Origin of the sequence: Nonomuraea sp. KM90 (assembly GCF_052246675.1) — a bacterium.
Taxonomy (GTDB): Bacteria; Actinomycetota; Actinomycetes; order Streptosporangiales; family Streptosporangiaceae; genus Nonomuraea.
The window spans coordinates 1-26,987 of record NZ_JBQQCB010000034.1 but is presented as its reverse complement, the minus strand read 5'-3'; the positions used below and the strand labels follow the sequence as shown (position 1 = coordinate 26,987).

The following is a 26,987-nucleotide window of genomic DNA, read 5'->3' as shown; positions in this document are numbered from 1 at the left end:
ACCCGCGAATGAGTGACGATATGCTGCGCGCCCCCGCAGAGGTGAAGTACGCGGAGGAGCTCGACTGGCTGGAGTCGGTCGACGACGGCCCCAAGCCGTTCTCGTGGCGGCTCAGCCCCCGCATGATCAGGCTGTTCATCCTCGGCTCCGAGCGCTCCGACGGGCTCGACCGGGAGATCGCGCAGAAGTGGTTCGGCGACCGCAGCTTCGTCGAGCGTGCCATCGTGACGCTGGCCTCCGACCGGGGCCTGCTGCTGATCGGCGACCCGGGCACCGGCAAGAGCTGGCTGGCCGAGCTGCTGGCGGCGGCCATCTGCCGCAACTCCACGCTCGTGGTCCAGGGCACCGCCGGCACCACCGAGGACCACATCAAATACTCGTGGAACGTCTCCATGGTCATCGCCAAGGGCCAGTCCCGCCAGTCGATGATCCCCTCGCCGATCATGACGGCGATGGAGCAGGGCGTGATCGGCCGCTTCGAGGAGCTGACCCGCTCGACGAGCGACGTGCAGGACGCGCTCATCTCGATTCTTTCGGAGAAGTACGTCTCCATCCCCGAGCTCGACGACGACAACATCGTCTTCGCCCAGCCCGGCTTCTCCATCATCGCCACGGCCAACAGCCGCGACCGGGGCGTCAACGACCTGTCGTCCGCGCTCAAGCGCCGCTTCAATTTCGTCCGCATCCCGGTCGTGACGAACAAGAAGAGCGAGGCGGAGATCGTCCGCTTCCGTACGGAGGAGCTTCTGCGCAGGCACCGGATCGAGCTGGACCTGCCGCCCACGCTGCTGGACATCCTGCTGCAGAGCTTCGCCGACCTGCGCTCGGCGGCGGCCTCGGCCACCAGCGACGACGAGAAGCTGGAGTCGGCGCTGTCCACCGCCGAGCAGATCGGCGTGCTGGAGGACGCCATCCTGCACAGCCACTTCTTCGGCGACCGGGTGCTGCGCGCCCAGACGCTGGCCGGGTCGCTGGTCGGCTCGCTGGCCCGGCGCAGCCCCGAGGACCTGGCGATCCTCAACAAATACTGGCACGGCGTCGTCGAGCCGCGCAGCAAGAAGGACGGCGGGGAGTGGCCGGAGTTCCTCGAGGGCGGCCGCGAGGCCATCTCCACGCTCTCATGACCGGTCGGACGAGCCCCTTCGGCGAGCTCCGGGGGCAGCTCCTCGACGCCGCCGAGAAGTTCGCCGGCGGTCCCGTCGCCGTGTCCGAGATCCTGGCGGGCCTGGTCGACGACGTGGACCGGGCGCTGCGCGAGGAGCTGGAGATCTTCCCGGTCTGCCACCACTCGCCGGCCTCGGGGCTGGCGATGGTGCGCAGGCTGCGCGAGAAGCAGCCGAAGGTCATCTACCTGGAGCTGTGCGAGGACCTGCAGCCGCTGCTGACGGAGCTGCGCAACTGCCGGTTGCCGGTGGCGGTGCAGGCGTTCGCGACCGACATCGACGGCTTCCCGAAGGAGTGGGCGCCGCTCAGCGTGGTGGCGCCCATCACCGAGGCGTCGGCCGAATACCAGGCCATCTCCTACGCGCTGGAGACCCCGGGCGTCGAGCTGGTGCTGGTGGACCGCTCGACCGACCACGTCTTCCAGTGGGCGCCCAAGGAGGATCCGCAGGCCGCCCCCAAGGAGCAGGAGGAGACGGGCCTGCACGGCGACGCGGTCGGCGTCGAGATCGGCGACCTGCGCCCCCGCTTCGCCGAGCTGGAGGAGCACCTGCTGCACCACGGCAAGGTGCGCCACTGGTCGGAGTGGTGGGACCAGTACGTCGAGCAGCCCCTGTCCGGGGCCGACTACGACACCTACCGCCAGGTCATGGTGCTGATCGGCAGCCTGTTCCGCCGGCTCGGCCCCGGCGGCGACCGGCTGGCCGTGGACGAGGACCGCGAGCGTTACATGTGGACCAGGATGCGCGAGCACCTGGCCGCGTCCGGCGCCGACACGGCCGACTGCCTCTACGTCTGCGGCGCCTTCCACGCCGCCAGCCACGTCGAGCAGTTCGGCGTGCGGTCCACGGCCACCTTCGAGATCAGCCCGCGCACCGGGACGAAATGGCTGTACGGCCTCATCCCGTCCAGCCACTCGGCCATCGAGGCGCAGTTCGGGCTGGCCTCCGGCTCGGTGTCCATCGCGGCGGCGACGTGGGCCAAGGCGCTGACGCGGAGCAGGCTGACCCCGTTCCAGCTGGCCGGGCAGAAGGGCGCCCGCAAGCGCGCGGCCAAGCTGCCCGCGCCGGTGGCGCCGGGCGAGGTGGCCGACAGGCTGACCGGGTTCCTGTCCAGGCCGCCCGCTCTCGACGCCCTCGACGAGGCCGAGCTGCTCGGCTGGTCCGTGGACATCGTGCGGCTGGCCCGCCGCAACGGCTACCTGGCCAGCACCGCCGACGCGATCGCGGTCTACGAGACCTCGATCCTGCTCGCCGGCATGCGCAACCGGGCCAGGCCCACCCCGTACGACTTCCAGGACGCGGCCGTCACCTGCATCGAGAAGGACGTCGTGCCGGGCCGGCGCGACGTGCGGCGGCTGTGCGAGATCCTGCTCGGCGGCGACCGCGCCGGCGAGGTCGGCTACGACGCGCTGCCGCCGCTGGCCAGGGACGTCTACGACCGGCTCGCGCCGCTCGGGCTCGACCTGGAGAAGCGGACGATCCAGCGGGCGCTGCTCGACCTCAACGCCGAGCCGGACCTGGTGCCCTGCTCCGACGTGCTGTGGATGCTGCGTTACCTGCTGCCCTCCGACGCGGTGCGGCCCATCATGGGCGAGCGCAGGCTGGGGGAGCGTTCGATCCAGGAGAGCTGGGACCTGTCGTTCGGCAAGCACCAGCGCTCCATCATCGAGCTCGGCTACGAGGGCGTCACCATCGAGCAGGTGCTGGAGCAGCGGCTGCGGCGCTCGGTGCGCGACCCCAAGGCCACCGCCGCCGTGGCGCTGGCGGCGGTGGAGGACGCCGTGCTGTTCCTGGGCAGCCGGCGCTTCACCGACGAGCTCGGGGCGCGGGCGGTGGAGCTGCTCGCCGCCGAGCGCACCGTGGACGACGCGCCGGAGGTGCTGCGCCGGATCCGGCGGCTGCTGGCGTACTACCGGGCCAACGAGCCCGAGCTGCCGGCCTGGTGCGAGGCGTTCGTGACGGCCGGTTACGCGCACTACTGCACGCTGCTGCCGACGTCCTTCGTGGACGACGACACCGGCGTGCGGCAGGTGGCGGCCATGCTGGGGTTCCTGTTCTCGATGGAGAGCCTGGCCCTGGCGCTGGGCTGCGACCGGGCCCAGCTCGAGATCGCGGTGCAGCAGTCGCATCCGGAGGCGCCGGCCAAGGTCGCGCTGCTGTGGGCGGCCCGCCACCAGCTCGGGCTGCTGCCGCTGGAGGAGCTGCGGGCGCGCTGCGACGAGCTGCTCGCCAACCCGCTGGTCATCCCGTCGTTCCCGCAGTACATCACCGGGTTCGTGCAGGCGATGGAGCCGGCTCCGGCGCTGTCGGGGTTCGTGGTGGAGGTGATCTCCAAGGCGTTCGGGCGGCTGCCGGACAACGTGCTGCTGCCGTGGCTGCCCAAGCTGATCACGACGCTGAAGGACGGGGCGGGAGAGCTGGTGCCGGTGCTCGTACGCGAGGCCGGGCGCACGTTCCCCGGCTCGCTGACGGCCGTGGACACCTGGGTGCCGCCGTGGACCGCCCGCCCCAGGCCCGCTCCCGCCGCGTCCGCCCCGGTGGCGGCGGGGCCGGTGGCGGAGCTGCTCATGGGGAATCCGGCGGCCTGCGACGCGGTGGCGGAGCTGCTCGGCTGCGCGGGCGAGTGGCGCTCGCCCGGCAGCGGCGGCGGCCACCCCGAGGTGAGCGCCCTGCTCGCCGCCCACCCCGAACCGGCGCTGGCGGTGGCGGGCCTGCTGGCCTGAGCCCGCCTGCCGTCCCGCCTCCATGACTCTAGGCGGGGCGGCAGGTGGTTCCGGCCGGGGGCAGGCGAAGATCGGTCAGGTACGCGTTCGCGTGCTCGATCACGCAGGCGTTGCCCGTGAGATACAGCCCATGGCCGTGCCCGTCGAACCGGACCGTCCCCGACCCTGGCACCCTACGCACGATGTCCGCCGTGTCCTCGTAGTCGGTCCAGGTGCCCGCGCCGAGGAACGGCGGCAGGCCGGAGGGCAGCGGGGCGGGCGGGTTCGTCACGGGAGTCGGCCAGGCGGTGCAGCCGAGCCGGTGCCACAGGCCCATCCCGGCCAGGTTCGGCGAGACCCGCTCACCCATCGCCCGTACGGCCCGGTAGTCGCGATAGTCCCGGAAGCGCAGGCCGTCGGCGCACTGGGTGGCGTTCATGCCCACGAACGACGGCGGCTTCAGGCTCCCGATGCCCGCCTGCACGTATTTGGCGAACCCGGCCGCGTCCCCGCCCTCGGCCTGGCGGATGGCCTGCGCGAGCTGCCGCCAGCGCGGGTACTCCGGCGCCGGCCCCGGCCCCACCACGTTGGGCATCGCGGCCACCTGCAGGTCGAACCCGCTGTACGTCACCGGCTCGCCCTTCACCGGAACCGGCGTCCGGTCGGCGGCGGCCACCAGCTTCCGCCAGCGCGCCTCCATGCCGGTGCCGCACGCGTCCCCGCCGGACCGGCACCAGTCCAGGAACCGCCCGAACTGCGCCTCGTACGTCCGGTAGCGCACCCGCGCGTCCGTCATCGCGTCCCGGAGCTGGTTGACCGCCCCGTCCAGGTACATGGCCCTGATCCGCTCCGGGAACAGCCGGGCGTAGGCGACGGCCGGCACCCCGCCGTACGAGGTGGCCACGAAGCTCAGCCGCTCCTCCCCGAGGGCGGCCCGGATCGCGTCGATGTCGCGCGCCACGGAGGCCGAGTCGAGACGGTCGAAGAAGCCCGGGTCGACCTTCCGGCACTCCTGCGCGCTCCGGCGCACCTGCGCTCCGAGCCGGGCGTACTCGCCCCGCGTGTCGGGCCGGCTGAGCCACGGGCCGGTGGCGAAGCACTTCTGCGGCAGCCGCCCGTACGTGGTGGCGTTGCGCGGTTCGAGACTGACCACGTCGAACCGCTCGCGCAGCTTCGAGAAGCTGCCCCGGTAGTACGTGAGATCGTCGATCCCCGACCCGCCGGGGCCGCCGGGGATGCTGAACACGGTGCCCATGCGCTGCCCGGTGGCGGGCAGCCGGGCGATGCGCAGCGTGATGGTGCGGCCGCCGGGCTCGGCCCAGTCCACGGGCACCTCGACGGACGAGCACTCCAGGTCCTTGGGCCGCTCGGCGCCCTGGCACGCGTCCCAGCCCTCGCCGGTGGCCGGGGGAACGGTCGTGAGCGCGCCGAGCAGCGCACCGATCGCCATGAGTTTCATGCCCCCTACGCTCGCCGCTCCGCGCGCCGATCTCGATCGCGGTACGGCCCGTCTTGGAGGTAGTGCCTGGACTATTTTCCATACGCGGAAAATGAAGGGCCAGGAAATAATAAGTGACTTTTCTCTGACTATTTCCCGGAAATTCGGCCTCGACCGTCTATATCGCCTTCTGGGGTAATCCGGTGGGGTGCGGTGAATCGTAGTATCCAGTGCTGAGGCTTCCGCAGATGGTGAAGAGGTGGGCATTGTCACGTCCGCGACCGGGACAGGACCTCGGGCGGATCGCCGGATACCGGCTCACCGGGTTTCTCGGAGAGGGCGGGCAGGGAGCGGTCTACCTGGGGCTCGACCCGTCCGGCGACCAGGTCGCGATCAAGGTGCTGCACGGCCGGATGTCGGAGGACGCCGAGGAGCGCCGCCGGTTCTTCCGGCAGGTGGAGCTGGCGCGCCGGGTCGCCCCCTTCTGCACGGCCCGGGTGCTGGACATGGGGATGTACGACGAGCGGCCGTACATCGTGAGCGAATTCGTACGCGGCGATTCCCTCGAACGGGCCGTCAGGCAGGACGGGCCCCGCACCGGCGGCGGCCTCGAGCGGCTGGCGGTGGCGACCGCGACCGCACTGGCCGCCATCCACCGCGCCGGAGTCGTGCACCGCGACTTCAAACCGGGCAACGTCATCCTCGGGCCCGAGGGGCCGGTGGTGATCGACTTCGGCATCTCCCGCGCGCTCGACCACGCCGTCACCCAGACCGGGGCGGTCGGCACGCCCGGCTACATGGCGCCGGAGCAGGTCAGCATGGATTCGGTCGGCCCGGCGGCGGACGTGTTCAGCTGGGCTGCCACGATGGTGTTCGCGGCCACGGGGCGCCGCGCGTTCGCCGGCGACTCGGTGCCGGCGGTGCTGCGGGCCCTCCTGTACGAGGCACCGGACGTGTCGGGGGTGCCGGACTCGCTGCGGGGGTTGGTGGTGGCCTGCCTGGACAAGAACCCGGCACACCGCCTCACGGCCGAAGACCTCGTCCGCACCCTGACCGGCCACCCAGCCCCCACCACCCCGACCCCGGCCACCGCGCCCTCAGCGACCGCGCCCTCAGGCGCTCCGACTCCGGCCACCGCGCCCTCAGGCGCCCCGACCTCGACCACCGCGCCCTCAAGCGCCCTGACCCCGGCCACTGCGACTCCAGCCACCGCGACTCCAGCCACCGCGCCTCCAGCCACCGCACCTTCAGCCACCGCACCTTCAGCGACCACACCCTCAGCCGCCGCGCCTGGAGCGGGCGCGGCGTCAGGGGCAGGGACAGGGGCAGGGGCACCTGGAGCCGCAGCCTCGGGCGTAGGCGCAACTGCGCTGGGAGCCCCAGCCGGATCGACGGCGCCGCCGGAAACCACAGCCACCGAGCCGGGGACGGTCGCCGTGCCGGCGGCAGACGCAGATGCGCCAGGTGTCTCAGGCCAGGCGCCGGGAGGAGGCGCGACGGCGCCCACGGTTCCAGGCCCAGCAGCGCCGGGCGCCTCCACCTCGGCGCCCACGGCGGGTGTGGCGGTGTCGGGCGCCTCGGCCTCCGTGCCCACGGCGGGTGTGGCGGTGCCGGGTGCCTCGGCCGCCGTGCCTACGGTGGGTGCGGTGGCGCCGGGTGCCTCGCCCGCTGTGCCGGGGTCGGTGGCGGCGGAGAGTGCGGTCTCCGCTGTGAGCCCGGCCGTGACCTCGCCCCTCCCTCAACCGCCCCCGCCGCCCTCGCCGTCCTGGCGACGGGTGCCGCCTCAAGCGGTGCTGGCCGCTGGGGTCGCTGTTCTTGCCGTGATCGCCGTTCTCGTGGTGTCGATGTGGCCACGGACGACCGGTCCGAGCCCCGTTCTCGTCACCGGGCCGGCCACCGTGGCCGCCACCCCACCAGGTACGGAGATCGGCGACCCCCTGGCGGGACACACCAACGACGTGCGGGCGGTGGCCGTGGGGGCGGTCGACGGGGTGCCCGTCGCCCTGACCGGCTCGGACGACGAGAGCGCCCGCCTGTGGAACCTGCGTACCTCCCAGCAGCTCGGCTCCCCGCTGACCGGCCACACGGAATGGGTGCGGTCGGTCGTGCTCGACCAGCTCGACGGCGCGCCGATCGCCGTCACCGCGAGCGACGACGACACCTCCCGCGTCTGGGACCTGCGGACCGGCCGGTCGCGCACCCTGGCCGGCCACACCGGTGACGTCAAGTCGGTGGCCACCGCCCGGATGGGCGGGCGGCACGTCGCCGTCACCGCCTCCGCCGACGGTACGGCCCGGGTGTGGGATCTGCGTACGGGCAAGCAGTACGGCAAGCCGCTCACCGGCCACGACGGTGCCGTCTGGGCGGTGGCCGCCGGGCAGGTCGGAGGTGCGGCCATCGCCGTGACCGCCGGCGACGACAAGACCGTGCGGGTCTGGGACCTGGCCACCGGCAGGCAGCTCGGCGCGCCGATGACCGGGCACGCCGGATGGGTGCGGTCGGTCGCCATCGGGAACCTCGACGGGGTTCCCGTGGCGATCACCGGTAGCGAGGACATGACCGTGCGGGTCTGGGACCTGACCACCCGGAAGCCCCTCGGCGCACCCCTCACCGGGCACACGGCCCCGGTCTGGTCGGTGGCGATCAGCAACCTGGGCGAGGTGCCGGTGGCGGTGACGGGCAGCGAGGACAAGACGGCCCGGGTCTGGGACCTGCGCACCAGGAAGCAGCTCGGCACGCCGTTCACGGGGCACGACGATGCCGTCTGGTCGGTGGCGATCGGCCTGCTCGACGGCCGGCCGATCGCCGTCAGCGCCAGCCGCGACCAGACGGCCCGCACCTGGACCCTCGCCCGCTGAGCGCCGCTGCTCCTGGACCCGCCGAGCGCCCCCGGCCTTGAGCCCGCTGAGCACCCCCGGCCCTGAGCCCCCTGAGCGTCCCTACCGCTGAGCGTCCCTACTCCGGACCAGCTCCGCCCGCTCCTGGCTCCGATCCGGTCCCCGCCCGTCCGGCGCCCCGCGTCCCGCGTCCGGCGCCCCGCGTCCCGCGTCCGGCGCCCCGCGTCCCGCGTCCGGCGCCCCGCGTCCGGCGCCCCGCGTCACCGGGGTGCTGGGGTGCCGGAGTGCTGAGGTATCGCGTCACCGGGGTGGTCGGGTGCCGCGTCACCGCGTCACCGCGTCACCGGGGCGTGCCGGAGCGCTGGGGTGCCGGGGGCATCGTCAGCCGAGTACGCGGGTGGCCGCCGGGATGCGGCGCAGCACGAACCGGTCCAGCAGCAGGACCGCCACCATCGTGGCGCCCGCCAGCGGGAACAGCAGGCCCAGCAGCGCCATGATGGCGATCACCCCGTACGCCGTCCGCCGGTCCGTAGCGCGGGCCGGGGCGCCGGCCCGGCCGCGGGGGCGGCGCTTCCACCACATCCACGCCCCCGTGACCACCAGCGTGATCAGTGTCAGGCAGGCGCCGAGCATCACGATCAGGTTGGCCGTGCCGTAGCGGCGGCCCTCGTGCAGCGCGACGCCCTGCTCGACGGCCTTGGCCAGGACGCCGTACTCGGCCCAGCCGTAGGAGACCAGCACCCGGCCGCTGTACTGGTCGACGTGCAGGGTCTGCGCGGCCGACGGGTCGCGGCGCGGTTCGGCCACGATCGTGTAGACGCCCCGGGGACCGTCGGGCAGCAGCACCTTGAGGTCGCACTCGCCGGGCGGGCACGCCCTGATCGCGGGCCTGGCGGTGGCGAGGGCGGTCTCGACGGGCAGCGCGCCGGGCTGCAGCACGCCGTGGGTCCCGCCGTGCCCGGCGTGCCCGTCCTGCGAGGCGGGTACGGGCAGCCGCTCCGCCGCCCACGGCACCTTGGCGTCCGGGTTGGCGGACAGGTCGCCGGACAGGGGCGGGGTGGAGGTGTGCGGGTAGTCGTCGGCGTTCGGGTAGGTCGACCCGGTACGGTCCTGGATGCGCTGCAGCCTGTCACCCCACACGCCCGACCACGGCAGACCCGACACGACCAGGAACACGACCACCGCGCCCCCGCCGACCCCGGCCAGGATGTGCAGCCGCCGCAGCCGCCCCCGGGCCGAGCGGGTCGCCCTCTTCCGGGTACGCCGGCCGCTCCACCACAGGTACGTGCCCGTGGCGACGAGGATCAGCGCCCAGCACGCGGCGATCTCCACCACCCGGTCGCCGATCGTGCCGGACATGAGCTCGCCGTGGATCGTCCGCACGACCCGCATGAACGTGGCACCGTCGTCGATCTGGCCGACCACGGCCGCCGTGCCCGGGTCCACGTACACGGAGATGCCCTGCGCCCAGGGCCCGGAGTCGGCGCCCTGGAGGATGACGCGGGTGGTGCGGTCGGGGGACGTGGGCGGGATGACGGACATGACGGGCGAGCCGGGAAGCGTGCGCTGGGCGGCGGCTATCTGCTCGGACAGGGGGAGTGCCGTGGTGACGGGGCTGGCGAGGGTGCGGACGTCCTGGTAGCGCCACTCCTCGAAGGGTTCCTTGAAGAGGTAGATGGAGCCGGTGATGGCCAGGACGAGGAGAACGGGCGCGACGAACAGCCCGGCGTAGAAGTGCCAGCGCCAGACGGCCCGGTAACGCTGGGAGGCGGAAGAGGCGGTGGGAGCAGAGGGTGGCGGGATGGTTTCCGGCCGGGTCTCGACAGAGGTCATGGGGGGGCTCCGTTCCGGAGGCGCGCACGCGTACGTGAACAGCGCGCGCCGCGATGCGAGCTGGGGGTGAGGGCGTGGCGGTGCGGCGAAGGTCACGCGTTACGCCACGCGGATGCGCGAAGGGGATGAGGGGGCACGCGGACGCCCGGCGTCAGACGGCCGTACGTCACGTGATGAGGGCACGCGGACGCCCGGCATCAGACGGCCGTACGTCACGCGAGGTCGAGGTGTCGATCCCCTAGCGCGGTGGTCCCCGGCGGCACAGAGCCCAGGCCAGCACCTGGGAGGTGTGGATGCCCGCGGCCGGGCCCGCCGCCACCGGTCGTGGCCGGCGGGCGGGCACCGGGGGCAGGCTGTCGCGGGCGGCGGTCAGGAACGCCCACAGGTCGTGCAGCGAGCAGGCCAGCAGCCGCAGCAGCGCCGCCAGCGCGGTCTCGCCGCGGTCCAGCCACCAGGCCGACAGCGTCGCCACCAGCACGTGGGCCAGCAGCATCCCGGCCCCGGCATACAACCCGCCGCCGCCATGGTGATCGGGCAGGGCGGCGGGGCCCATGCCGGGGCCCATGCCGGGGCCCATGCCGGGGCCCGTGGTGAAGAGCTGGTGCATGCCGTACTGGGCGGCGAAGGAGGCGGCGAGCAGCGTACCGGTGGATCTGCGGCGGCCGGCCAGGACGAACGCGCCCGCTCCCGTCACCACGGTCGCCGCGACCACCGTGCCCAGGTCGGCGATCGGGCCCCCGGCCAGCACGTGCATGCCCAGAGCGGCGAGCACGCAGACGACGGCGAACACCGCCGCACGCAGCCCGCGCAGGCCGGGCCGCCCGGCCTGCGCGGTGTCCCTGCTGCCGGTGCCGCTTCCTTTCTCGTCGGGGTTCATGCGCGATCACCGCTCACACCGACAGATACGGCGGGCAGGCGGCCGGAGTTCAAGGGATGTGACAGGGATTCAGGTACGGCCCGGCTCCCACGGGGTGCGGCTGGAGCTGTTGGAGGTCCTTTACATGGGTTTGCGGTGGGCGGGCGTAATGTCCGGAGGGTGAGGTCCGGCCTGGCGCTGCTCGCGTCCGTCTGCCTCCTGACGGGATGCGGCGGCGGAGCCGCACCCGTGCGCCCGACCTCACCGCCCCCACCCGCCACAGCCACCGCCGCGCCACCCGCCACACCGACCGCCGCCACAAGCGCCGCCCCGACCGCCGCGACAACCGTCGTGCCGACCGCTACGGCGAGCGCTGCGCCGAGCGCCACGGGGTCCGCGTCGGCGGTTGCGGGGGCCGGGCTGGTGCGGTTGTTGCGCGGGGGCGGGCACGTGCTCTACCTGCGCCACACCGCGACCGAGAGCACCCAGGACGACCCCGCCCCCGACCTGGCCGACCCCGCCACCCAGCGCCAGTTGTCCGCCGGGGGCAGGGAGCAGGCGCGGGAGATCGGGCGGGCCGTGCGCCGCCTGGAGATCCCGATCGGGCAGGTGCTGGCCAGCCCCTACCGCCGTACCAGGGAGACCGCTGAGCTGGCGTTCGGGCGGGTGCGGGAGACACGCGAGCTGATCAACGAGATCTACCCCGGCGCCGACGACGAGGAGCTGGCCCGCGCCCTGCGTGGCCTCCTGCGCCGGCCGCCGGATCCGGGCACCAACACCGTGCTGGTCTCGCACGGTTTCAACCTGAACCGCGCCACGGGCCTGACCTTGGCCGAAGGAGACATGTTCGTCTTCTCGCCCGGCCGCGGGGAGCCGGTGGCGACGATCGGGGTGGACGATTGGCGATCACTGAAGGAGTAGCCGTGACCCGCCTGGCAGCCGTACTCGCGATGCTGATCACGCTCGCCGCCTGCGCCGGTGAGCAGCCGTCAGCGACCCGGCCCAGCCCGCAGCAGTCGGCGACGGCGCGGCCACAGCCGGCCGGGCCGGCCGTCGAGCGGTTCGACGTGCCGCAGGGCGCGGGGCCGCACGACGTCGCCCCAGCGCAGGACGGCGGCGTCTGGTTCACCGCCCAGAACGCCGGCTACCTCGGCCTGCTCGACCCCGGAACCCGCGAGGTCACCAAGGTCCCGCTCGGCGACGGCTCCCGGCCGCACGGCGTCATCACGGGCCCCGGCGGGCACGCGTGGGTGACCGACAGCGGGCTCAACGCCATCGTCCGCGTGGACGCGGCCACCCTCCGGCCGCGCACCTACCCGCTGCCCGGGGACCGCGCCGGCGCCGACCTGAACACGGCGGCGTTCGACCGGGCGGGCGTGCTCTGGTTCACCGGGCAGAGCGGCGTGTACGGGCGGCTGACCCCCGACTCCGGCCGCATGGACGTGTACGACGCCCCCGGAGGACCGGGCCCGTACGGCATCACGGTCACGCCGGACGGCGACGTCTACTACGCGTCCCTGGCGGGCGGCCACATCGCCAGGATCGACCGGGACACCGGCCGCGCCACGGTCCTGGAACCCCCGACCTCCGGGCAGGGCGCGCGCCGCGTCTGGTCCGACGAGGAGGGCCGGATCTGGGTCAGCGAGTGGACCGGCGGCCGGCTGGCCCGCTACGACCCGGCCACCGACCGGTGGAAGGAGTGGCCGCTGCCGGGCGACGCCCCGCAGCCGTACGCCGTGTACGTGGACACCGGCGGCACCGTCTGGGTCAGCGACTTCGGCAGCGACCGGCTGCTCGGCTTCGACCCCGCCACGGAGCGGTTCACCCCCGCGAGCGGTGAGGCCGCGGGGGTGCGCCAGATCCACGGCAGGCCGGGCGAGGTGTGGGGCGCCGCCTCGGGACAGGACGCGCTCCTCCTCGTCCGGACGGCCTGAGCCGGCGGGTCAGGTCAGGCCGAGCGGACCGCCGCTGTAGACGATCCTCGGCGGCCTGCCCCCGAAGAGCCGGCTGACGGTGACGAACTTGTAGCCGCGCCTGGACAGGCTCTTCAGCACCTTCGGCATCGCCGCCACCGTCGTGGGATGGATGTCGTGGAACAGGATGACGCTGCCCGGCCGCACCGACTTGATCGCCTTGCGGGCCACCTTGGCGCTGTCCCGGTGACGCCAGTCCAGGGTGTCCACGCTCCACAGCACCATCGGCCGCGTGGTCTGCAGGCGGACGGTCGCGTTGAGCGCGCCGTACGGCGGGCGGACGAGCTTCGGCCGGACGCCGGTGGCCGCCTTGATGGCCTGGTCGGTACGGGCGAACTGGGCGCGAATCCCGGCGACCGACAGCTTCGTCAGGTCGGGGTGCGACCAGGTGTGGCTGCCGATCTCGTGCCCGGCCGCGTACGCCCTGCGGACGACGGACGGGTTCGCGGCGACGTTCTGGCCGACGACGAAGAACGTGGCCCGGGCCCGGTAGGCCGACAGGTGGCGCAGGAGCGCGTCGGTGTACCGGCCGGGGCCGTCGTCGAAGGTGAGCGCCACGCACTTGGCGCGGCGGCAGTCGACCGGCTTGGCGGAGGCCGCGTGGATCGTGGTGATCAGCGGTTCGAGCGAGGCCGCCCGGGTCGCCTCGGCCCACACGTTCCGGGCGGCCGCGTGTGACGAGCTGAGCCACTGGGCCCGCGCGCCCGAGGATAAGATCCCCGGGGTCCCGCCCGCGCCGGCCCGGGCCGGGTCCGCGGTCGTGGCGAGGTGGCCCGCGCCGCAGGTCGCCGTCAGCAGGACGGCCGTGGCGATCGTCCTCGCCATCCCCCGTCTCGCCCCGGCCCGGGCAGGCCGCGGCGACATCGCGCCGATGTTCATCGATCCCCCTTGTGCACCGCCCCCGGTGCGTCACCCCTGAGCGACGACCCTGGCAGCCGCCAGGACCGTTCCAACGGATTGGACTACCGTCGTTCGCCCTTGGTTCGCGGGAGACCGCTTCCCGGATGACACGCCCGCCGGATCAGGAGCCGGCCGGGGGCAGCGGGGGCGGCGGGGGCGCCGACAGGGGGCTGGGGCAGCACGCGGGCGGCGACAGGCAAATCGGCGGCAGCACGCGGGCGACGACCCGGGACCGGTCAGGTGTGGCCGACCTCGCGCAGCCCCGCCAGGGCCGCCTCGGCGAACGCCGTGACCACCTCGCCGCCCTGCACCGGCGGCCACACCGCCGAGGTGGACCAGGTCAGCCGGGGCTCGTCGATCGGCCGCCAGACCAGCCCGGCCGGCAGCTCGTCGTAGGGCTCCTCGTTCAGGTGCGCGCCCAGGCCGGACATGACCAGGCCGTGCACGAAGTCGGGGTTGCGGGCGTGCCGGATGGCGCTGGGCAGGAAGCCGTTGTCGCGGCACGCCTCCAGCATGTGGTCGTACAGGTGCGGCGCCATCTCGCGCGGGAAGATCACCAAGGGTGAGCCGTCGAGGGTGCGCAGGCGTACGACGTCCTGGCAGGCGGCCCGGTGGCCGACCGGCAGCACCACGCCCAGCCTGCGGTGCACGACCTGGCTCGACTCCAGCCCCACCGTGTCGCAGGGGTGCCTGACCAGGCCCGCGTCCAGCTCCTCCGCGCGCAGTTTGGCGAGCTGGCCGGCGGTGGTCAGCTCGTGCAGCTCCAGCAGCACGTCGGGGACGCGCTCGGTGAACCCGGTCACCAGCGTCCTGAGCGCCATCGGCGTGGTGTCCGGCGGCACGCCCGCGCGCAGCACCCCCGACGCGCCCGGCCGGATGCGGCGCATGGCCTCGCGGGCGGCGTCGGCGCGGTCGAGGACGCCCCGGGCGTGCTCCAGCAGCAGCGCGCCGGCCTCGGTCAGCGAGACGCGGTGCGGGTTGCGGTCGAACAGCCGCATCCCCAGCTCCCGCTCCAGGTCGCGGATGCGCTGGGACAGCGGCGGCTGCGCCATGTGCAGCCGCTCCGCCGCCCGCCCGAAGTGCAGCTCCTCGGCCACGGCGACGAAGTAGCGCAGGTGGCGTAGCTCCATCGGCCTCACCATATCGCTCTGGTATGGCCAAGGGTCGACATTGGTGTTGGCCACCGCCCGGTCCCACCTGGTTGTATCCCGGCAAGCCCGTTGACCTGCGAAGGGACGCTTGTGACTGTGCTGCTGGACCGCGATGGACCCGTCGCGGTGATCACCCTGAACCGGCCGGAGAAGCTGAACGCCTGGACCGCCGACATGCGGGAACGGCTGATCGAGCTCCTGCGCGAGGCGGGTGCCGACCCCCAGGTGGGCGCGGTCGTCCTCACGGGCGCCGGGCGGGCGTTCTGCGCCGGCCAGGACCTCGGCGAGACGGCCACGATCGACCCCGACGACCACGCGGCCTCCGACGCCTGGATCGACGGCTTCGACCGGCTCTACCGGGCGGTGCTCGACCTCGACAAGCCGGTCGTGGCCGCGGTGAACGGGGTGGCGGCCGGGTCCGGGTTCCAGTTCGCGCTGCTGGCGGACCTGCGCATCGGCCACGCCGGCGTCCGGATGGGCCAGCCGGAGGTGCTGTCCGGCATCCCGAGCATCACCGGCATCTGGGCCATGTGGCACGTCCTCGGCCGCGCCAGGACCACCGAGTTCGCGCTGACCGGGCGGCTGGTGGACGGGCCGGAGGCGGAGCGACTCGGCCTGCTGACCAGGCTCGTCGGCGAGGGAGAGGTGCTGACGGCGGCCCTAGCGCAGGCCAAGGAGCTGGCCGCGCTGCCGCCCGGCGCCGTGGCCCTGACCAAGGGACGGCTCCGGGAGCTGGAGCGGGAGGCGCTGGCCGACGCGGTGGAGGCGGCCAAGAAGGTGCACGCCACCGCGTACGCCTCCGGCGAGCCGCAGCGGGAGATGACCCGATTCCTGCGGGAGCGTGCCCGATGACCGGGTGGAGCGTTCCCGAGCGCTACAACATGGCCGTGGACGTGGCCGACCGCCACCCGCGCGAGAACCTGGCCCTGATCTTCGAGGACCACACCGGCGCCCACGAGGAGATCCGCTGGGGCGAGATCCAGGACCGCTCCCGCCGGATCGCCGCCTGCCTGCACGGTGCCGGGGTACGTCCGGGCGACCGCGTCGCCGTCATGCTGCCGCAGCGCACCGACACGCCCGCCACCTATCTCGGCGTCCTGCGCACCGGGGCCGTGCTGGTGACCATGTCGCTGCTGTGGGCCGACGACCAGATCTCCTACCGCCTGGCCGACTCCGGCGCGTCCGTGCTGGTCACCGAGGCCGGCGCGGTGCGCAGGGCGGGCGGCTACGAGGGCGTCGTGGTGGACGTGGACGACCCGGCGATCGGGCGGTTCGCCCCGGAGTTCGAGGACGCCGACACCGCCGCCGACGACCCCGCGCTGATCTTCTACACCTCCGGCACGACCGGCCCCGCCAAGGGCATCGTGCACGCGCACCGCACGCTGCTCGGCCACAACGAGTTCGAGGTCTGCCACGACCTGCGCCCCGGCGACGTCTTCTACGGCGCGGGGGAGTGGGCCTGGTCGATGGCCAAGCTCATGGGGCCGCTGCGGGCCGGGGCCACGCACTACGTCTACCGTCCCGCCGCCGGGTTCGACCCGGCCGGGCTGCTGGCCGGAATGGCGCGGAACGGGGTGACGACCGGCCTGGTCAACCCCACGTTCCTGCGCAAGATGCGGGAGCGGGTGCCGGACGCGGGCATCCTGCACCCACAGCGCTTCCGCACGATCTGCTGCGCCAACGAGCCGCTCACCGCCGACCTGATCCGCTGGTTCCGCGACCAGTTCGGGGTCACGCTGCTCGACTACTACGGCTCGACGGAGTCGTACCCGCTGATCGGGAACTTCCCCGGCACGCCGGTCAAGGAGGGCTCCATGGGCCGGCCGCTGCCCGGCTGGGACGTGGCCCTGCTCGACGAGGAGGAGCGGCCGGTCCCTGCGGGCGAGGTCGGCGAGATCTGCCTGCGGGCGCGGAGCAACCCGCAGTTCCCGCTCGGCTACTGGAACCGCCCCGAGGCCACCCGCGAGGTGTTCGGCGGCGAGTGGTTCCACACCAAGGACCACGCGCGGGTGGACGAGGACGGCTACTACTGGTTCCTCGGCCGCGTCGACGACGTGATCAAGACCTCCGGCTACCGCGTCGGCCCCGACGAGATCGAGGAGGCGCTGCGCGCCCACCCCGCCGTCGCCGACGTGGGGGTGGCCGGGGTGCCGGACCCCGTACGCGGCCAGGCCGTCAAGGCGTGGGTCCTCCTCTCGCCCGGTCACCGGCCGGGCGAGGAGCTGGCACGGGCGATCCGCGAGTTCGCCAAGACCACGCATTCGCGCTTCGCCTACCCCCGGGAGATCGAGTTCGTCGACGAGCTGCCCCGATCGGCGACCGGGAAGATCCAGCGCGCGCGGCTCCGCCAACGGAACGCCAAGTAAGGAGCGAGCATGACCCCCCAGGATTCCGCGGCCGTCCGGCGCAAGGTCACCATGGCCTCCGCGATCGGCAACTTCGTCGAATGGTTCGACTCGGCGGCGTACGCGGTGATGTCCGCGACGATCGCCGGCCTGTTCTTCCCCGACTACGACAAGTCGGCCGCGCTGCTCGCCACCTGGGCGATCTTCGCCGGCGGATTCGTCGCCCGGCCGCTCGGCGCGGCCTTCTTCGGCCGGTACGGCGACCGCCTCGGCCGCAACCGCATGCTGGCACTGACCATCCTCACCATGAGCGGCGCCACGTTCCTCATCGGCATCCTGCCGACCTACGCCTCGTGGGGAATGGCGGCGCCGATCCTGCTGTTCCTGCTGCGCTGCGCCCAGGGTTTCTCGACCGGCGGCGAGTACACCGGCGCGTCGGCGTTCATCGTCGAGTACGCGCCGGAGGGCCGCCGGGCCCGCTTCGCCGCCGCCGTGCCCGTGACGGTGGGCCTGGCCAGCGTGGCCGGATCCGGCGTCGGGTTCCTGATCACCTCGACGGTGACCGCCGAGGCGCTGCAGAGCTGGGGCTGGCGCATCCCGTTCCTGCTGGCCGCGCCGCTCGGGCTGATCGGGCTCTACCTGCGCTCCAAAGTCGAGGACACGCCCGTGTTCCGGTCGCTGGAGCAGCACGACGCGGTGGAGCCGGCGCCGCTGCGCGCGGCCGTGCGCCGCTGCGGCCGGCAGATCGCCACGCTGTTCGGCTACAGCATCACCAACGCCGTCGGGTACTACCTGATGAGCAGCTACATGATCGCGTACATGTCGGAGGAGCTGGGCTACTCCAAGAGCGAGTCGCAGCTCACGAACGTCGTGTCGATGCTCGCCTACAGCATCGCCTGCCTGTTCGCGGCCGCGGCCAGCGACCGGTACGGGCGGCGGCCGATGCTGATCATCGCGTGCGCGGGCTTCGTGCTGCTGCCGCTGCCGGCGTTCTGGCTGATGGGCTCCGGGCTGGCCGGGGCGATGGTCGGCACGTCGCTGCTGGCGATGCTGGTGTCGGTCATCGGCACCTCGAACGTGCCGGCGCTGGTGGAGATGTTCCCGGCGAAGGTGCGGGCCAGCGGCTCGGCCATCGGGTACACCGCCGCGTACGTGCTGTTCGGCGGCACCGCCCCGTTCGCCGCGACCGGGCTCGTCGCGGCGACGGGCAGCGCGATCGCGCCGGCCTTCTACATGGTGGTGATCGCCGTGGTGTCGCTGATCGTGGTGCTGACGTCGTTCAAGGAGACGCGCGGGCTGCGCCTGGACCGCGGGGTGGACGCGAAGGCGCCGGCCGCGCGGGCTTGACAGCCGGCCGGGGCTGGTCTTCTCTCGACCCATCGGGGTCGGAAGGGGAGCCCTGGCATGCCAATCCGTCGATCCGTCCTTGCCCTGATCACCGCACTGATCGCCGCGGGCGCGCCGGTCGTCGTACCGGCCGGTCCGGCGCTCGCCGGGGCGCCCGCGCCGGGCGCGCCCGGCGCGGCGTCGCACTTCGGGATGGCCCGCAAGGACTGCGTGGGCACGGCCGCCGGCCGCGCCTCCAAGGTCTGGTACACCGTCGCCGGCGGCGTCCTGTCCGACGTGTACGAGCCCACGATCGACAACACCAACGTCGAGACCATGCAGTTCGTCGTGACCGACGGGAAGACGTTCACCGAGCTGCAGGCCCGTGACACCACTTACCAGGTGAGCACCGACCGCTCCGGAATGACCTGCACGATCACCTCGGCCGGCCGGAGCGGCCGCTACCGCCTGACCACCACCTACGTCACCGACCCGGGCAGCGACGCCGTCGTCGTGCGCACCCGCCTCCAGCCCGCCGGCCTGCGGCTGTACGTGCGGCTCGACGCGAGCGTGAACGGCAACGGCGGTGGCGGGCAGCCCAACGGCGGCGCCGACAGCGGCGTGGTGGACGGCCCCACCGGCGCCCCCGTCGTCTGGGACGCCAACACCGAGACCTCCGCCCCGGCCCGCGACTACGCCGTCCCCACGTACCTGGCGCTGCGGGCCGAGCGGCGCCTGCCGCGGGCGAGCGTCGGGTACGCCGGCACGCCCGGCGACGGCATCGCCCAGCTCGACGCCGCCCGCGAGCTCACCCCCTACACCGAGGCCCCCTCCGGCAACGTGGCCGCCACCGCCCGGCTGCCGATCGACGGCAGGGGAGAGGTGACGTTCGCGCTCGGCTTCGGGCGGAGCCGGGCCGCCGCGCTGCGCACCGCCGGGGAGGCCGCCGCCCGCCCGTTCGAGAGCACCCGGGCCCGGTACGAGGCCGGCTGGGCCGCCTACGACGCCGGGCTCCGCAGGCCGCCGGACGGGCTGGGCGACCTCTACCGGCTGTCGGCGAACGTGCTGAAGGCCAGCGAAGACAAGACGTTCCCCGGGGCGGTCGTGGCGTCCCTGGCCAGCCCGTGGGGGCAGGCGGTCGGCGCCGGGGAGCTGGTCGGCGGCAAGGCGGTCTACTTCGGCTCCTACCGCGAGGTGTTCTCCCGCGACCTGTACGAGGCGTTCACCGGCTTCCTCGCCGCCGGCGACGTGGCCACCGCCCGCAGCACCGCCCGCTTCCTGCTGGAACGCCAGCAGCTGCCCGACGGCCGGCTGCCGCGCAACTCCCTGCTGAACGGGAAACTGGCCCCGGACTCCGGCGGCGACCAGCTCGACGAGACCGCGTACCCGCTCCTCATGGCCTACCAGGCGGGGCTGGCGGGCGACGCCGGGCTGTGGCCGCACGTGCGGGCGGCGGCCGACTTCGTGGTCTCGCACGGGCCCGCGTTCGGCGTGGAGCGGTGGGAGGAGCAGTCCGGATTCTCGCCGTCCACGATCGCGGCCCAGATCGCCGGGCTGGTCGCGGCCGGGGAGATCGCCGTCCGGCAGGGCGACCAGGACCGGGCCAGGATCTACCGGGCCACGGCCGACCACTTCGCCCGCTCGGTCAAGGCGTGGACGGTCACCACGACCGGCCCGTACGCGCCCCGCTACTTCCTGCGCCTGTCGCGCACCGGCGACCCGGACGCGGCGGTGTCGTACAACCTGGGCAACGGCGGTCCCACCGAGGACCAGCGGCGCGTGGTGGACGCGGGCTTTCTGGAGCTGACCCGGCTGGGCATCCTGCCGCCCGGCGACCCCGACGTGCTGGCCAGCCTGCCGGTCGTGGACCGCGTGCTCAGGCGCACCACCGCCCGCGGCCCCGGCTGGTACCGCTACGGCTCCGACACCCCCGGCACCGAGGACGGCTACGGCGACTGCCACGAGCCCGACCCCACCTCCTGCGCGCCGTCCGGCCGGCCGTGGCCCACCGGCAACACGGGCTCGGGCCACGTGTGGCCGGTCCTGGCCGGCGAGCGGGCCGAGCAGGCGCTGCAGACCCGCGACCCCGGCACGGCCGCCGCGCTGCTGTCGGCCATGCGCGGGATGGCGTCGGGCACCGGCCTGATCCCCGAGCAGGCGTGGGAGAACCCCGACCTGGCCGCCTCCCCGTACGGCACCGACCCGGCCACCGCCTCCATCGGCTTCCGCGACGGCGGGCCCGCCGGCTCGGCGTCCCCGCTGACGTGGGCGCAGGCCCAGGTCGTCCGGCTCGTCCTGTCCCTCGGCTCCACCAGGCCCGTCGAGCAGCCCGACGTCGTACGGCGCCGCTACGCGACCATGCCGCAGGCCGCCCCGCTCACCGTCACCGCCCCGGCCGACGGCACCGCGGTCCCCGGCTCGTCGGTGGCCGTCGAGGGCACCACGGCCCCGGGAGCGCGGGTAGACCTCGCCGCCACGCCCATCGACACCGGCGCCCCCACCCGGGTCGTCTCGGTGCGCGCGGGCTCGGACGGCGCCTTCTCGGCCGTGGCCCCGGTCTCGTTCGGGGAGGTCGTGCTCACCGTCACGGCGACCGCCCCCGACGGCCGCACCGCGTACGCGCGGCGCACGGTCATCGGCGACATCGTGGGCGCCACGACCGTGCTCGACGTCGCCGACCCGGACGGCGACGACGACGGCCCCGGCACCTACGCCTACCCGACGGCCGCCGACTTCCACGACGGGGCGTTCGACCTGCGCAGGTTCCAGGTCATCACGGACGCGAGCACCGTCTACCTGCGCGCCGAGCTGCGCGACCTCAGCCCCACCTTCGGCAACCAGATGGGCGCTCAGCTCCTCGACGTCTACGTGCGGGACCCGGCCGTGGCCACGACCTCGACGGAGGCGGCGTTCCCGCAGCGCAACCACCGGATCGCCGAGCAGGACGCCTGGTCGCAGCGGGTGGAGGCGCAGGGGTTCGCCGCGCCGGTGTGGGTGACCGCCGCGGGAACGGCCGTGGCGGGCGCGGCGGTCCGGGCGTCCGGCACCACGCGGACGATCACGATCGCCCTGCCCAGGACGGCCTTCGGCACGCCGGGGCCGGGGTGGCGCTTCGCCGTGGTGCTCACCGGCCAGGACGGGTTCAGCGCCGACCAGGCCAGGGGGTTCGCCGCGACGCCGCAGCCGTACCAGTTCGGGGTGTGCGCGCCCGGCGGCACCGGCCCGCTGTGCGCGGTGGACCCGGGCACGGTGCCGAAGGCGCTCGACGTGATCGTCCCGGCCGGGCTGTCGCAGGCGGACGTGCTCAACCCGCTCCTCGGCCCGGTGACCGTCCCCGCGGTCCCGGTCCCCTGACCCCGGGACCGCGGGGACGGCGATCAGTCGCGGCTCCAGGAGCGCTGGAGCGCGTCGCGGATCCGGCGGCCGGCCGGGGGCGGGACGTCCCCGTTGGCCGCCGGCGTCAGCGCGGGCGGGGCAGGGGAGGCCGGCGGCACGAGCGCCACCTGCTCCTCCTCGGTGACCGGCCGTTCGACCTCGGTGAACCCGCCCTCGGGCCCGCGGACGATCACGCCGGTCTCCACGCCGTGCTCGACCGTGTGCCGGTCACGCTCCTGCAGCCCCAGGCAGAGCCGCCGGGTGACCTCGTACGCCAGCACCGGCCCCACGACGAACGCCACGCGGAAGATCCACGTCGTCGCGTTCAGCGAGATGTCGAAGGTGGAGGAGATCACGTCGTTGCCCCCGGCCGCCCACAGCACCCCGTAGTACACGACGCCCGCGACCCCGAGCCCCGTCCGCTTCGGCGCGTTGCGCGGCCGGTCGAGCAGGTTGTGCACGGTGTTGTCACGGGTGACCCACCGCTCCACGAACGGGTAGAGCGCCAGGCCGGTGAACAGCAGCCCCGGCGCCGCCAGCGCGGGGATCAGCACGCTCATGGTCACGGTGAAGCCGGACACGGTGAACTCCCACGGCGGCATGAGCCGCAGCGCGCCCTCCAGGAACCCCATGTACCAGTCGGGCTGGGAGCCGGCGCTGACCGTGCTGGGCACGTACGGCCCGTACAGCCAGATGGGGTTGATCTGGAACACCGTGGCCAGCAGCGCGACCACCCCGGTCACCCACAGCAGGAACGCCGTCGTCTTCGCCAGGAACGCGGGGTAGAACGGGATCCCGCTCACCTGGCGGTTGCCGACCCCCTTCTCCCGGAACTGCGTGTGCGTCTGGTACCACGTCAGCACCACCGCGTGCAGCGGGATCAGCAGGAGCAGCAAGGCGGGGATCAGCAGCACGTGCAGGCTGTAGAGCCGGGGGATGATGTCGCCGCCGGGGAACTCCCCGCCGAACAGGAACATCGCCAGGTACGTCCCCACCAGCGGTATCGAGATCAGCACGCCGTGCAGGATGCGCAGCCCCGCGCCGGACAGCAGGTCGTCGGGCAGCGAGTAGCCGAACAGCCCGTTGAGCATCACCAGCCCGAACAGGGTCACGCCGATCAGCCAGTTCAGCTCGCGGGGCTTGCGGAAGGCGGCGGTGAAGAAGTTGCGCAGCAGGTGCACCACGATCCCGCCGAGGAAGATCAGGGTGCCCCAGTGGTGCATCTGCCGGATCAGCAGGCCGCCGCGCACCTCGAAGCTGATCTCGAGGGAGGACGCGTACGCCTCGCTCATCGTGACGCCGCGCAGCGGCACGTACGCGCCGTTGTAGACGACCTCCTGCATGCTCGGTTTGAAGAAGAAGGTGAGGAAGACGCCCGTGATCAGGACGACCACGAACGCGTAGAGGGCGATCTCCCCCAACAGGAACGTCCAGTGGTTGGCGAACGCCTTGCGCATCGCCCTGTTCAGGAATCGGGCGCCGCCGACGCGGTCGTCCAGCGCCCTGGCCAATGAGCCGACTTTCATCGTCACCCCGCACCCGGCTCGGTTGCATCGTCATGAGTACGACCGATTAGGGCGGCGAAATGTGACAGTTGCCGGGCTATGCCGCTGCTTTCCTAGGCGAAGCGCTCCACGGTGACGGGGATGAGGCCCTGCTCGCGGACCGCCTGCCGGTGATGGTGCAGCAGGGCGCCGAGCGTGGTGACCGGGCCCGCGCCCAGCCGCGCGGTCACGTCCACGCACCAGGCGATGCCGGCGCCGATCCGGCGCAGCTCCCAGGTGAAGCCGTGGCCGCCGGAGCTGGCCGAGGCCTTGCCGACCACGCGCGGGTCGCCGGTGGGCTCCAGCCGCAGGGCCGTACGCGCGTTCGCCAGCCCGTCGGCGCCGAGCTCCCCGGCGAACAGGATGCGGTAGCGGCGCGCCCCGGAGCCGTTGCCCAGGTTGAGCGGGGCCGTCGTGGGCAGGTGGCGGCGCTCCTGGAACAGGGTGCGCAGCCCGGCCTCCTCCGGCAGCTCGCCGCCCCCGAGGCGGGCGAATGCGGCGCACGCCTCCTGCCTGCTCACCGGCGTCACCCGCCCGCGCAGCGCGGTGTCGGCGCGGATGGCCCGGCTCAGCTCGGCCGAGGCGGACCAGGCTCCGGTGTCCGGTCTCCACTCGGCGCCGTCGATGCCGGCCGCCGTGTAGTCGTCACACAGGACGAACTCCTCCACCAGGAGGCCTGCGGGCGATCGGTCGCCCGCTGTCGCGGAGATCAGGTAGTAGTCCACCGGGCCATGATTGTGGTCGGCCGAGCGCCGGATCAAGATCATTGACCCGCGCGGCGGCGGGTGTCGCGCGCCCGGCGCGCGATCCGGACGGCGGCTAGCGCGGGATCCAGACGGTCGGCACCTCCGCGGCGTCCGCGGGCCGGCAGACCAGGCGGAACGCCTCCGCCGGCGTCGGCCGGACCCGGAAGCGGCCGGCCTCGTCCAGCGGGACCGTGATGACGTGGCCGGAGAGCGTCTTGACGTCGACGTCGCCCGGGCCGCAGGAGGAGTCGGGGGCCGTGGGGATGATCTGGCCGACGACCTCCTGCTCCGCGAACCCGAGCTCGATGATCGCCGCCGACGAGGAGAGCGTCACCAGCCGGACCATCGCGACGTCACCCCGGCTCCCGGCCGGCTCCTCCAGCGGCGCGGCGGAGGAGTCGTAGGTGAGAGCGGCCAGCTCGGCCTCCAGCGACTGCAGGCCGAAAAGCGCTTTCCCGGTCGTCACGAATTCGGCGGGGACACCGTCGGGCTCCGCCAGAGCCCTTTTCAACGCGGCCAGGAGGACGTCGTCGCTCTCGCTCTTCCACGGGCTTGACATGATTTTCACCTTCCCGTGGACTCGGTGCCTACACCGGCCGGTTCCATCTCGGCGAGCTTCTTCCGCAGCGCCGCCAGGCATCGGGCCCGCTGCGGGCCGATGCTGCCGATCGGCTTCCCGAGCCGCCGGCTGATCTCCTCGTAACTCGCCGGCGGATCTCCCATGAGCAGGTGGAGCAGCTCCCGGCAGCGATCCGGGAGCTGCGCGAACGCCTCCCGGAGCATCGCGTTGTGCCGCAGAGCGATGCCTTCTCGGAGTAGTTCGTCGAAGGGGTCGACGTGCTCGTGCGGCTCCCTTTTGATCCGTTCCTCCGTACGTTCGAGCCTGCGCGTCGACTTCAGCACGCGCAGGCATTCGTTCCTGGTCGTCCGTTCCAGCCAGCCGGGCAGCGCCGCCGGCTCCCGCAGCCGGGCGAGGTTCTCCAGCAGGCGTAACCAGACGGTCTGCCCGACGTCGTCGGCGTCGAGCCGGCCGAGGCCGTAGCGGCGGCAGATCGACCAGACCAGCGAGGCGTACCGGTCGATGATGGCGTCCCAGGCGCTCTGGTCCCCGTCGCGGGCTCGGACGACGAGATTGATGACTGCCGATTCGTCACCCATGGGGACCCCCTGAGAGCCGTCTACGGGTTGAACTTGAGGATGCCGTCCTGGGGCGTCAACATGTCAAGGGCCTTGAGCGCGCCGCTGCGGCCCTTCAGCCGGTTGGCCGCCATCGTGCGGGCGACGATCCCGGTCAGCCTGGCCGTGGCGAACGAGGCGCCCGACCACGTCGCGTAGCCGTCCTTGGGGAACTCGCGCGGCTCGGGGTTCGGGATCGTCTTGCCGTTCTTGGTCCGCAGGTCGACGAGGAGCTGGCCCATCGGGCCCCGGCGCTCGATGCTGACCTCACCCCTGAGATACGTGCCGCGCACCTGGACGCCGCAGATCCCGTACCTGAGCCACGGCGGCGCCACCGGCTCCTCGGCACCCGCAGGGACGATCTTCGGCGTGAAGGGCGCGAGCTTCATGTCCGCGGTGAGGCTGCCCACGGAGACGACCTCGGGCATCGCCGCCGGCCAGGTGGGCGCGCTCCTGCTGAGGCCCTGCGGCAGGCCGGGCATCTTCCCGGGGTCGATGTTCCCGTGGTTCCCGCCCGCCGCGAGGATCAGCGTGTTGGGGAACAACCGGACGATCGCCTCGAAGATGAGCGGCGTCCTGCCGTCGTCGGTGTGCAACTCCCCGAGGGAGAGGTTGAGCAGGTCGGGTGCCTGCCAGGCGAAATCGGCCAGCGCCTTGGCCAGCGTCCACGCGTTGACGGAGGCCACCGAGTCGAGGACCTGGCGGACGGTCACGCCCGCTCCCGGGGCCTCCCTGAGGATGATCCCCGTGATCATGGTCGAGTGCCCCTCGGTGTGCTTGGGCGGGCCGCCGGTCCTCCGGAGCCGATCCTGCGGCCGGGTCTCGACGGTCTTGTCCGCGAAGTAGGGGTGCTCGTCGTCGATCTGCGTGTCGAAGACGCCGATCGAGATGCCCTTCCCCTCGCCTCCGGGCCTGATGTCCCAGCCCGCGGCCTCGGCCGGGTCGGGGTCGCCCTCGCCGCCGCCGTCGACGTACGGCTCGCCGCGGACCTGGGCGACGCGGTTCTTCCCCATCTCCGGCACATAACCTTCGAGCGTCCGGTCGAAGTGGTGCCGCAGCAGCGCGAGAATACGATCTATGGCATTCGGGGAACGGGTGTACGCCTGATCCATTTTGAAATCCGGATAATGGACCAGGAGTTTGTCCGGCACCGCGTCCGTGTCCTCGATCTCCACCAGCGCGAGCCCGAGCAGCTCGCTCCGGTCGGCGACCGAGGCGTAGCGGCTGGTGGCCAGCCTGTTCAGCTCCCGGCAGACGAAGTCCTCGTAGGGCAGGGCCACCACGAGCTGACCCGATTCGTAGATCTCTCTGGCGCCGAACACACGTGACATGGTGAGCGCTCCTTCCGTGGTGGACGGTCACCGTCTCGCCAGAATCAGAAAGCGCTCGCCCGGCCTTGATACACCCGCGGCCGGTAAATATGCATTTGACACCGCATTCGTTTCCGCGTTTCTCTCAGGTGTGACTGTCAGCCCCGGCCAGCAGCGAGCCCGCGAGGCGCTGCGCCTGGCGGACACCGACCCGGCGCGGTCGGTCAAGTTGGCGGAGGGCATCGCCAGGGAGGCGCGGGCCGCCGGTGACCTGGCCTCCGCAGCGGTGGCGCTGCGCGCGGTGGGCCTGGC

19 protein-coding genes are annotated in these 26,987 nt (G+C 73.2%); 9 read left to right on the top strand and 10 right to left on the bottom strand.

Annotated features, from left to right (window positions below; translation table 11 throughout):
• Positions 1-8 precede the first annotated feature (8 nt).
• Together ACTWPW_RS29165 and ACTWPW_RS29160 are read left to right on the top strand one after the other, a co-directional pair.
• Entirely contained in the window at positions 9-1,124 is a 1,116-nt protein-coding gene (locus ACTWPW_RS29165) for an ATP-binding protein (RefSeq protein WP_375111714.1), read from the top strand.
• Complete coding sequence (locus ACTWPW_RS29160) at positions 1,121-3,886, top strand: DUF5682 family protein (protein WP_443170521.1); 2,766 nt, start codon at positions 1,121-1,123, stop codon at positions 3,884-3,886. The genes ACTWPW_RS29165 and ACTWPW_RS29160 overlap by 4 nt, the downstream gene beginning before the upstream one ends.
• A gap of 28 nt (positions 3,887-3,914) precedes the next feature.
• On the opposite strand, the gene ACTWPW_RS29155 is transcribed toward ACTWPW_RS29160, so the two are convergent.
• Positions 3,915-5,324, bottom strand: a complete 1,410-nt coding sequence (locus ACTWPW_RS29155) for an alpha/beta hydrolase (RefSeq protein ID WP_443170520.1) — start codon at positions 5,322-5,324, stop codon at positions 3,915-3,917.
• A 245-nt stretch (positions 5,325-5,569) separates the two neighbouring features.
• Between ACTWPW_RS29155 and ACTWPW_RS29150 the strand changes: the two genes are divergently transcribed.
• A complete protein-coding gene (locus ACTWPW_RS29150) occupies positions 5,570-8,161 on the top strand; it encodes a protein kinase domain-containing protein (RefSeq protein WP_443170519.1) in 2,592 nt (863 codons plus the stop codon).
• A gap of 360 nt (positions 8,162-8,521) precedes the next feature.
• Here the strand turns inward: ACTWPW_RS29150 and ACTWPW_RS29145 are convergent, their stop codons facing one another.
• Both ACTWPW_RS29145 and ACTWPW_RS29140 read right to left on the bottom strand, forming a co-directional pair.
• On the bottom strand, positions 8,522-9,973 hold the full coding sequence (locus tag ACTWPW_RS29145; protein WP_443170518.1) for a PepSY-associated TM helix domain-containing protein: 1,452 nt from the start codon (positions 9,971-9,973) through the stop codon (positions 8,522-8,524).
• 238 nt (positions 9,974-10,211) lie between these two features.
• On the bottom strand, positions 10,212-10,850 hold the full coding sequence (locus ACTWPW_RS29140) for a hypothetical protein (protein ID WP_443170517.1): 639 nt from the start codon (positions 10,848-10,850) through the stop codon (positions 10,212-10,214).
• Between the two features lie 159 nt (positions 10,851-11,009).
• Here ACTWPW_RS29140 and ACTWPW_RS29135 point away from each other — a divergent pair, with 159 nt between their 5' ends.
• Positions 11,010-11,750, top strand: coding sequence for a histidine phosphatase family protein (locus ACTWPW_RS29135; RefSeq protein ID WP_443170516.1), 741 nt, complete (start codon positions 11,010-11,012; stop codon positions 11,748-11,750).
• A 2-nt stretch (positions 11,751-11,752) separates the two neighbouring features.
• Positions 11,753-12,763: a Vgb family protein gene (locus tag ACTWPW_RS29130; protein WP_443170515.1), complete on the top strand. Its 1,011-nt coding sequence runs from the start codon at positions 11,753-11,755 to the stop codon at positions 12,761-12,763.
• Between the two features lie 9 nt (positions 12,764-12,772).
• Here ACTWPW_RS29130 and ACTWPW_RS29125 read toward each other — a convergent pair whose 3' ends face one another.
• Positions 12,773-13,681: a polysaccharide deacetylase family protein gene (locus ACTWPW_RS29125; protein WP_443170514.1), complete on the bottom strand. Its 909-nt coding sequence runs from the start codon at positions 13,679-13,681 to the stop codon at positions 12,773-12,775.
• Between the two features lie 257 nt (positions 13,682-13,938).
• Complete coding sequence (locus ACTWPW_RS29120; protein WP_443170513.1) at positions 13,939-14,832, bottom strand: LysR substrate-binding domain-containing protein; 894 nt, start codon at positions 14,830-14,832, stop codon at positions 13,939-13,941.
• Positions 14,833-14,943: 111 nt separating this feature from the next.
• On the opposite strand from ACTWPW_RS29120, the gene ACTWPW_RS29115 reads away from it, so the two are divergent.
• The 4 genes from ACTWPW_RS29115 to ACTWPW_RS29100 are packed head-to-tail and all read left to right on the top strand — an operon-like array spanning position 14,944 to position 21,878.
• A complete protein-coding gene (locus ACTWPW_RS29115; RefSeq protein WP_443170512.1) occupies positions 14,944-15,705 on the top strand; it encodes an enoyl-CoA hydratase/isomerase family protein in 762 nt (253 codons plus the stop codon).
• Positions 15,702-17,219: an acyl-CoA synthetase gene (locus tag ACTWPW_RS29110; protein ID WP_443170511.1), complete on the top strand. Its 1,518-nt coding sequence runs from the start codon at positions 15,702-15,704 to the stop codon at positions 17,217-17,219. The genes ACTWPW_RS29115 and ACTWPW_RS29110 overlap by 4 nt, the downstream gene beginning before the upstream one ends.
• Before the next feature lie 9 nt (positions 17,220-17,228).
• Positions 17,229-18,545 carry an MFS transporter gene (locus ACTWPW_RS29105; protein ID WP_375111702.1) on the top strand — a complete coding sequence of 439 codons (1,317 nt, stop codon included), beginning with the start codon at positions 17,229-17,231 and terminating at the stop codon, positions 18,543-18,545.
• A gap of 57 nt (positions 18,546-18,602) precedes the next feature.
• Positions 18,603-21,878 carry a glucodextranase DOMON-like domain-containing protein gene (locus ACTWPW_RS29100; RefSeq protein WP_443170510.1) on the top strand — a complete coding sequence of 1,092 codons (3,276 nt, stop codon included), beginning with the start codon at positions 18,603-18,605 and terminating at the stop codon, positions 21,876-21,878.
• Between the two features lie 23 nt (positions 21,879-21,901).
• Here the strand turns inward: ACTWPW_RS29100 and qcrB are convergent, their stop codons facing one another.
• The 5 genes from qcrB to ACTWPW_RS29075 all read right to left on the bottom strand — a co-directional run bounded on the left by qcrB (position 21,902) and on the right by ACTWPW_RS29075 (position 26,696).
• Positions 21,902-23,425 (bottom strand): cytochrome bc1 complex cytochrome b subunit, encoded by a 1,524-nt coding sequence (gene qcrB / locus ACTWPW_RS29095; protein ID WP_443170509.1) that lies wholly within the window; start codon positions 23,423-23,425, stop codon positions 21,902-21,904.
• A gap of 92 nt (positions 23,426-23,517) precedes the next feature.
• The gene (locus ACTWPW_RS29090) at positions 23,518-24,168 is read right to left on the bottom strand and encodes a hypothetical protein (RefSeq protein WP_364133846.1); all 651 of its coding nucleotides are present in this window, start codon (positions 24,166-24,168) and stop codon (positions 23,518-23,520) included.
• Between the two features lie 94 nt (positions 24,169-24,262).
• The gene (locus ACTWPW_RS29085) at positions 24,263-24,748 is read right to left on the bottom strand and encodes a hypothetical protein (RefSeq protein ID WP_375111699.1); all 486 of its coding nucleotides are present in this window, start codon (positions 24,746-24,748) and stop codon (positions 24,263-24,265) included.
• A 5-nt stretch (positions 24,749-24,753) separates the two neighbouring features.
• Positions 24,754-25,347: an RNA polymerase sigma factor gene (locus ACTWPW_RS29080; protein WP_443170508.1), complete on the bottom strand. Its 594-nt coding sequence runs from the start codon at positions 25,345-25,347 to the stop codon at positions 24,754-24,756.
• Positions 25,348-25,367: 20 nt separating this feature from the next.
• Positions 25,368-26,696, bottom strand: a complete 1,329-nt coding sequence (locus ACTWPW_RS29075; RefSeq protein ID WP_443170507.1) for a S8 family peptidase — start codon at positions 26,694-26,696, stop codon at positions 25,368-25,370.
• Between the last annotated feature and the right edge of the window lie 291 nt (positions 26,697-26,987).

Coding starts and splice junctions, on each gene's coding strand:
- ACTWPW_RS29165 (WP_375111714.1), top strand. CDS start 9: ATGAGTGACGATATGCTGCGCGCCCCCGCAGAGGTGAAGTACGCGGAG.
- ACTWPW_RS29160 (WP_443170521.1), top strand. CDS start 1,121: ATGACCGGTCGGACGAGCCCCTTCGGCGAGCTCCGGGGGCAGCTCCTC.
- ACTWPW_RS29155 (WP_443170520.1), bottom strand. CDS start 5,324: ATGAAACTCATGGCGATCGGTGCGCTGCTCGGCGCGCTCACGACCGTT.
- ACTWPW_RS29145 (WP_443170518.1), bottom strand. CDS start 9,973: ATGACCTCTGTCGAGACCCGGCCGGAAACCATCCCGCCACCCTCTGCT.
- ACTWPW_RS29140 (WP_443170517.1), bottom strand. CDS start 10,850: ATGAACCCCGACGAGAAAGGAAGCGGCACCGGCAGCAGGGACACCGCG.
- ACTWPW_RS29125 (WP_443170514.1), bottom strand. CDS start 13,681: ATGAACATCGGCGCGATGTCGCCGCGGCCTGCCCGGGCCGGGGCGAGA.
- ACTWPW_RS29120 (WP_443170513.1), bottom strand. CDS start 14,832: ATGGAGCTACGCCACCTGCGCTACTTCGTCGCCGTGGCCGAGGAGCTG.
- ACTWPW_RS29110 (WP_443170511.1), top strand. CDS start 15,702: ATGACCGGGTGGAGCGTTCCCGAGCGCTACAACATGGCCGTGGACGTG.
- ACTWPW_RS29105 (WP_375111702.1), top strand. CDS start 17,229: ATGACCCCCCAGGATTCCGCGGCCGTCCGGCGCAAGGTCACCATGGCC.
- ACTWPW_RS29100 (WP_443170510.1), top strand. CDS start 18,603: ATGCCAATCCGTCGATCCGTCCTTGCCCTGATCACCGCACTGATCGCC.
- qcrB (WP_443170509.1), bottom strand. CDS start 23,425: ATGAAAGTCGGCTCATTGGCCAGGGCGCTGGACGACCGCGTCGGCGGC.
- ACTWPW_RS29085 (WP_375111699.1), bottom strand. CDS start 24,748: ATGTCAAGCCCGTGGAAGAGCGAGAGCGACGACGTCCTCCTGGCCGCG.
- ACTWPW_RS29080 (WP_443170508.1), bottom strand. CDS start 25,347: ATGGGTGACGAATCGGCAGTCATCAATCTCGTCGTCCGAGCCCGCGAC.
- ACTWPW_RS29075 (WP_443170507.1), bottom strand. CDS start 26,696: ATGTCACGTGTGTTCGGCGCCAGAGAGATCTACGAATCGGGTCAGCTC.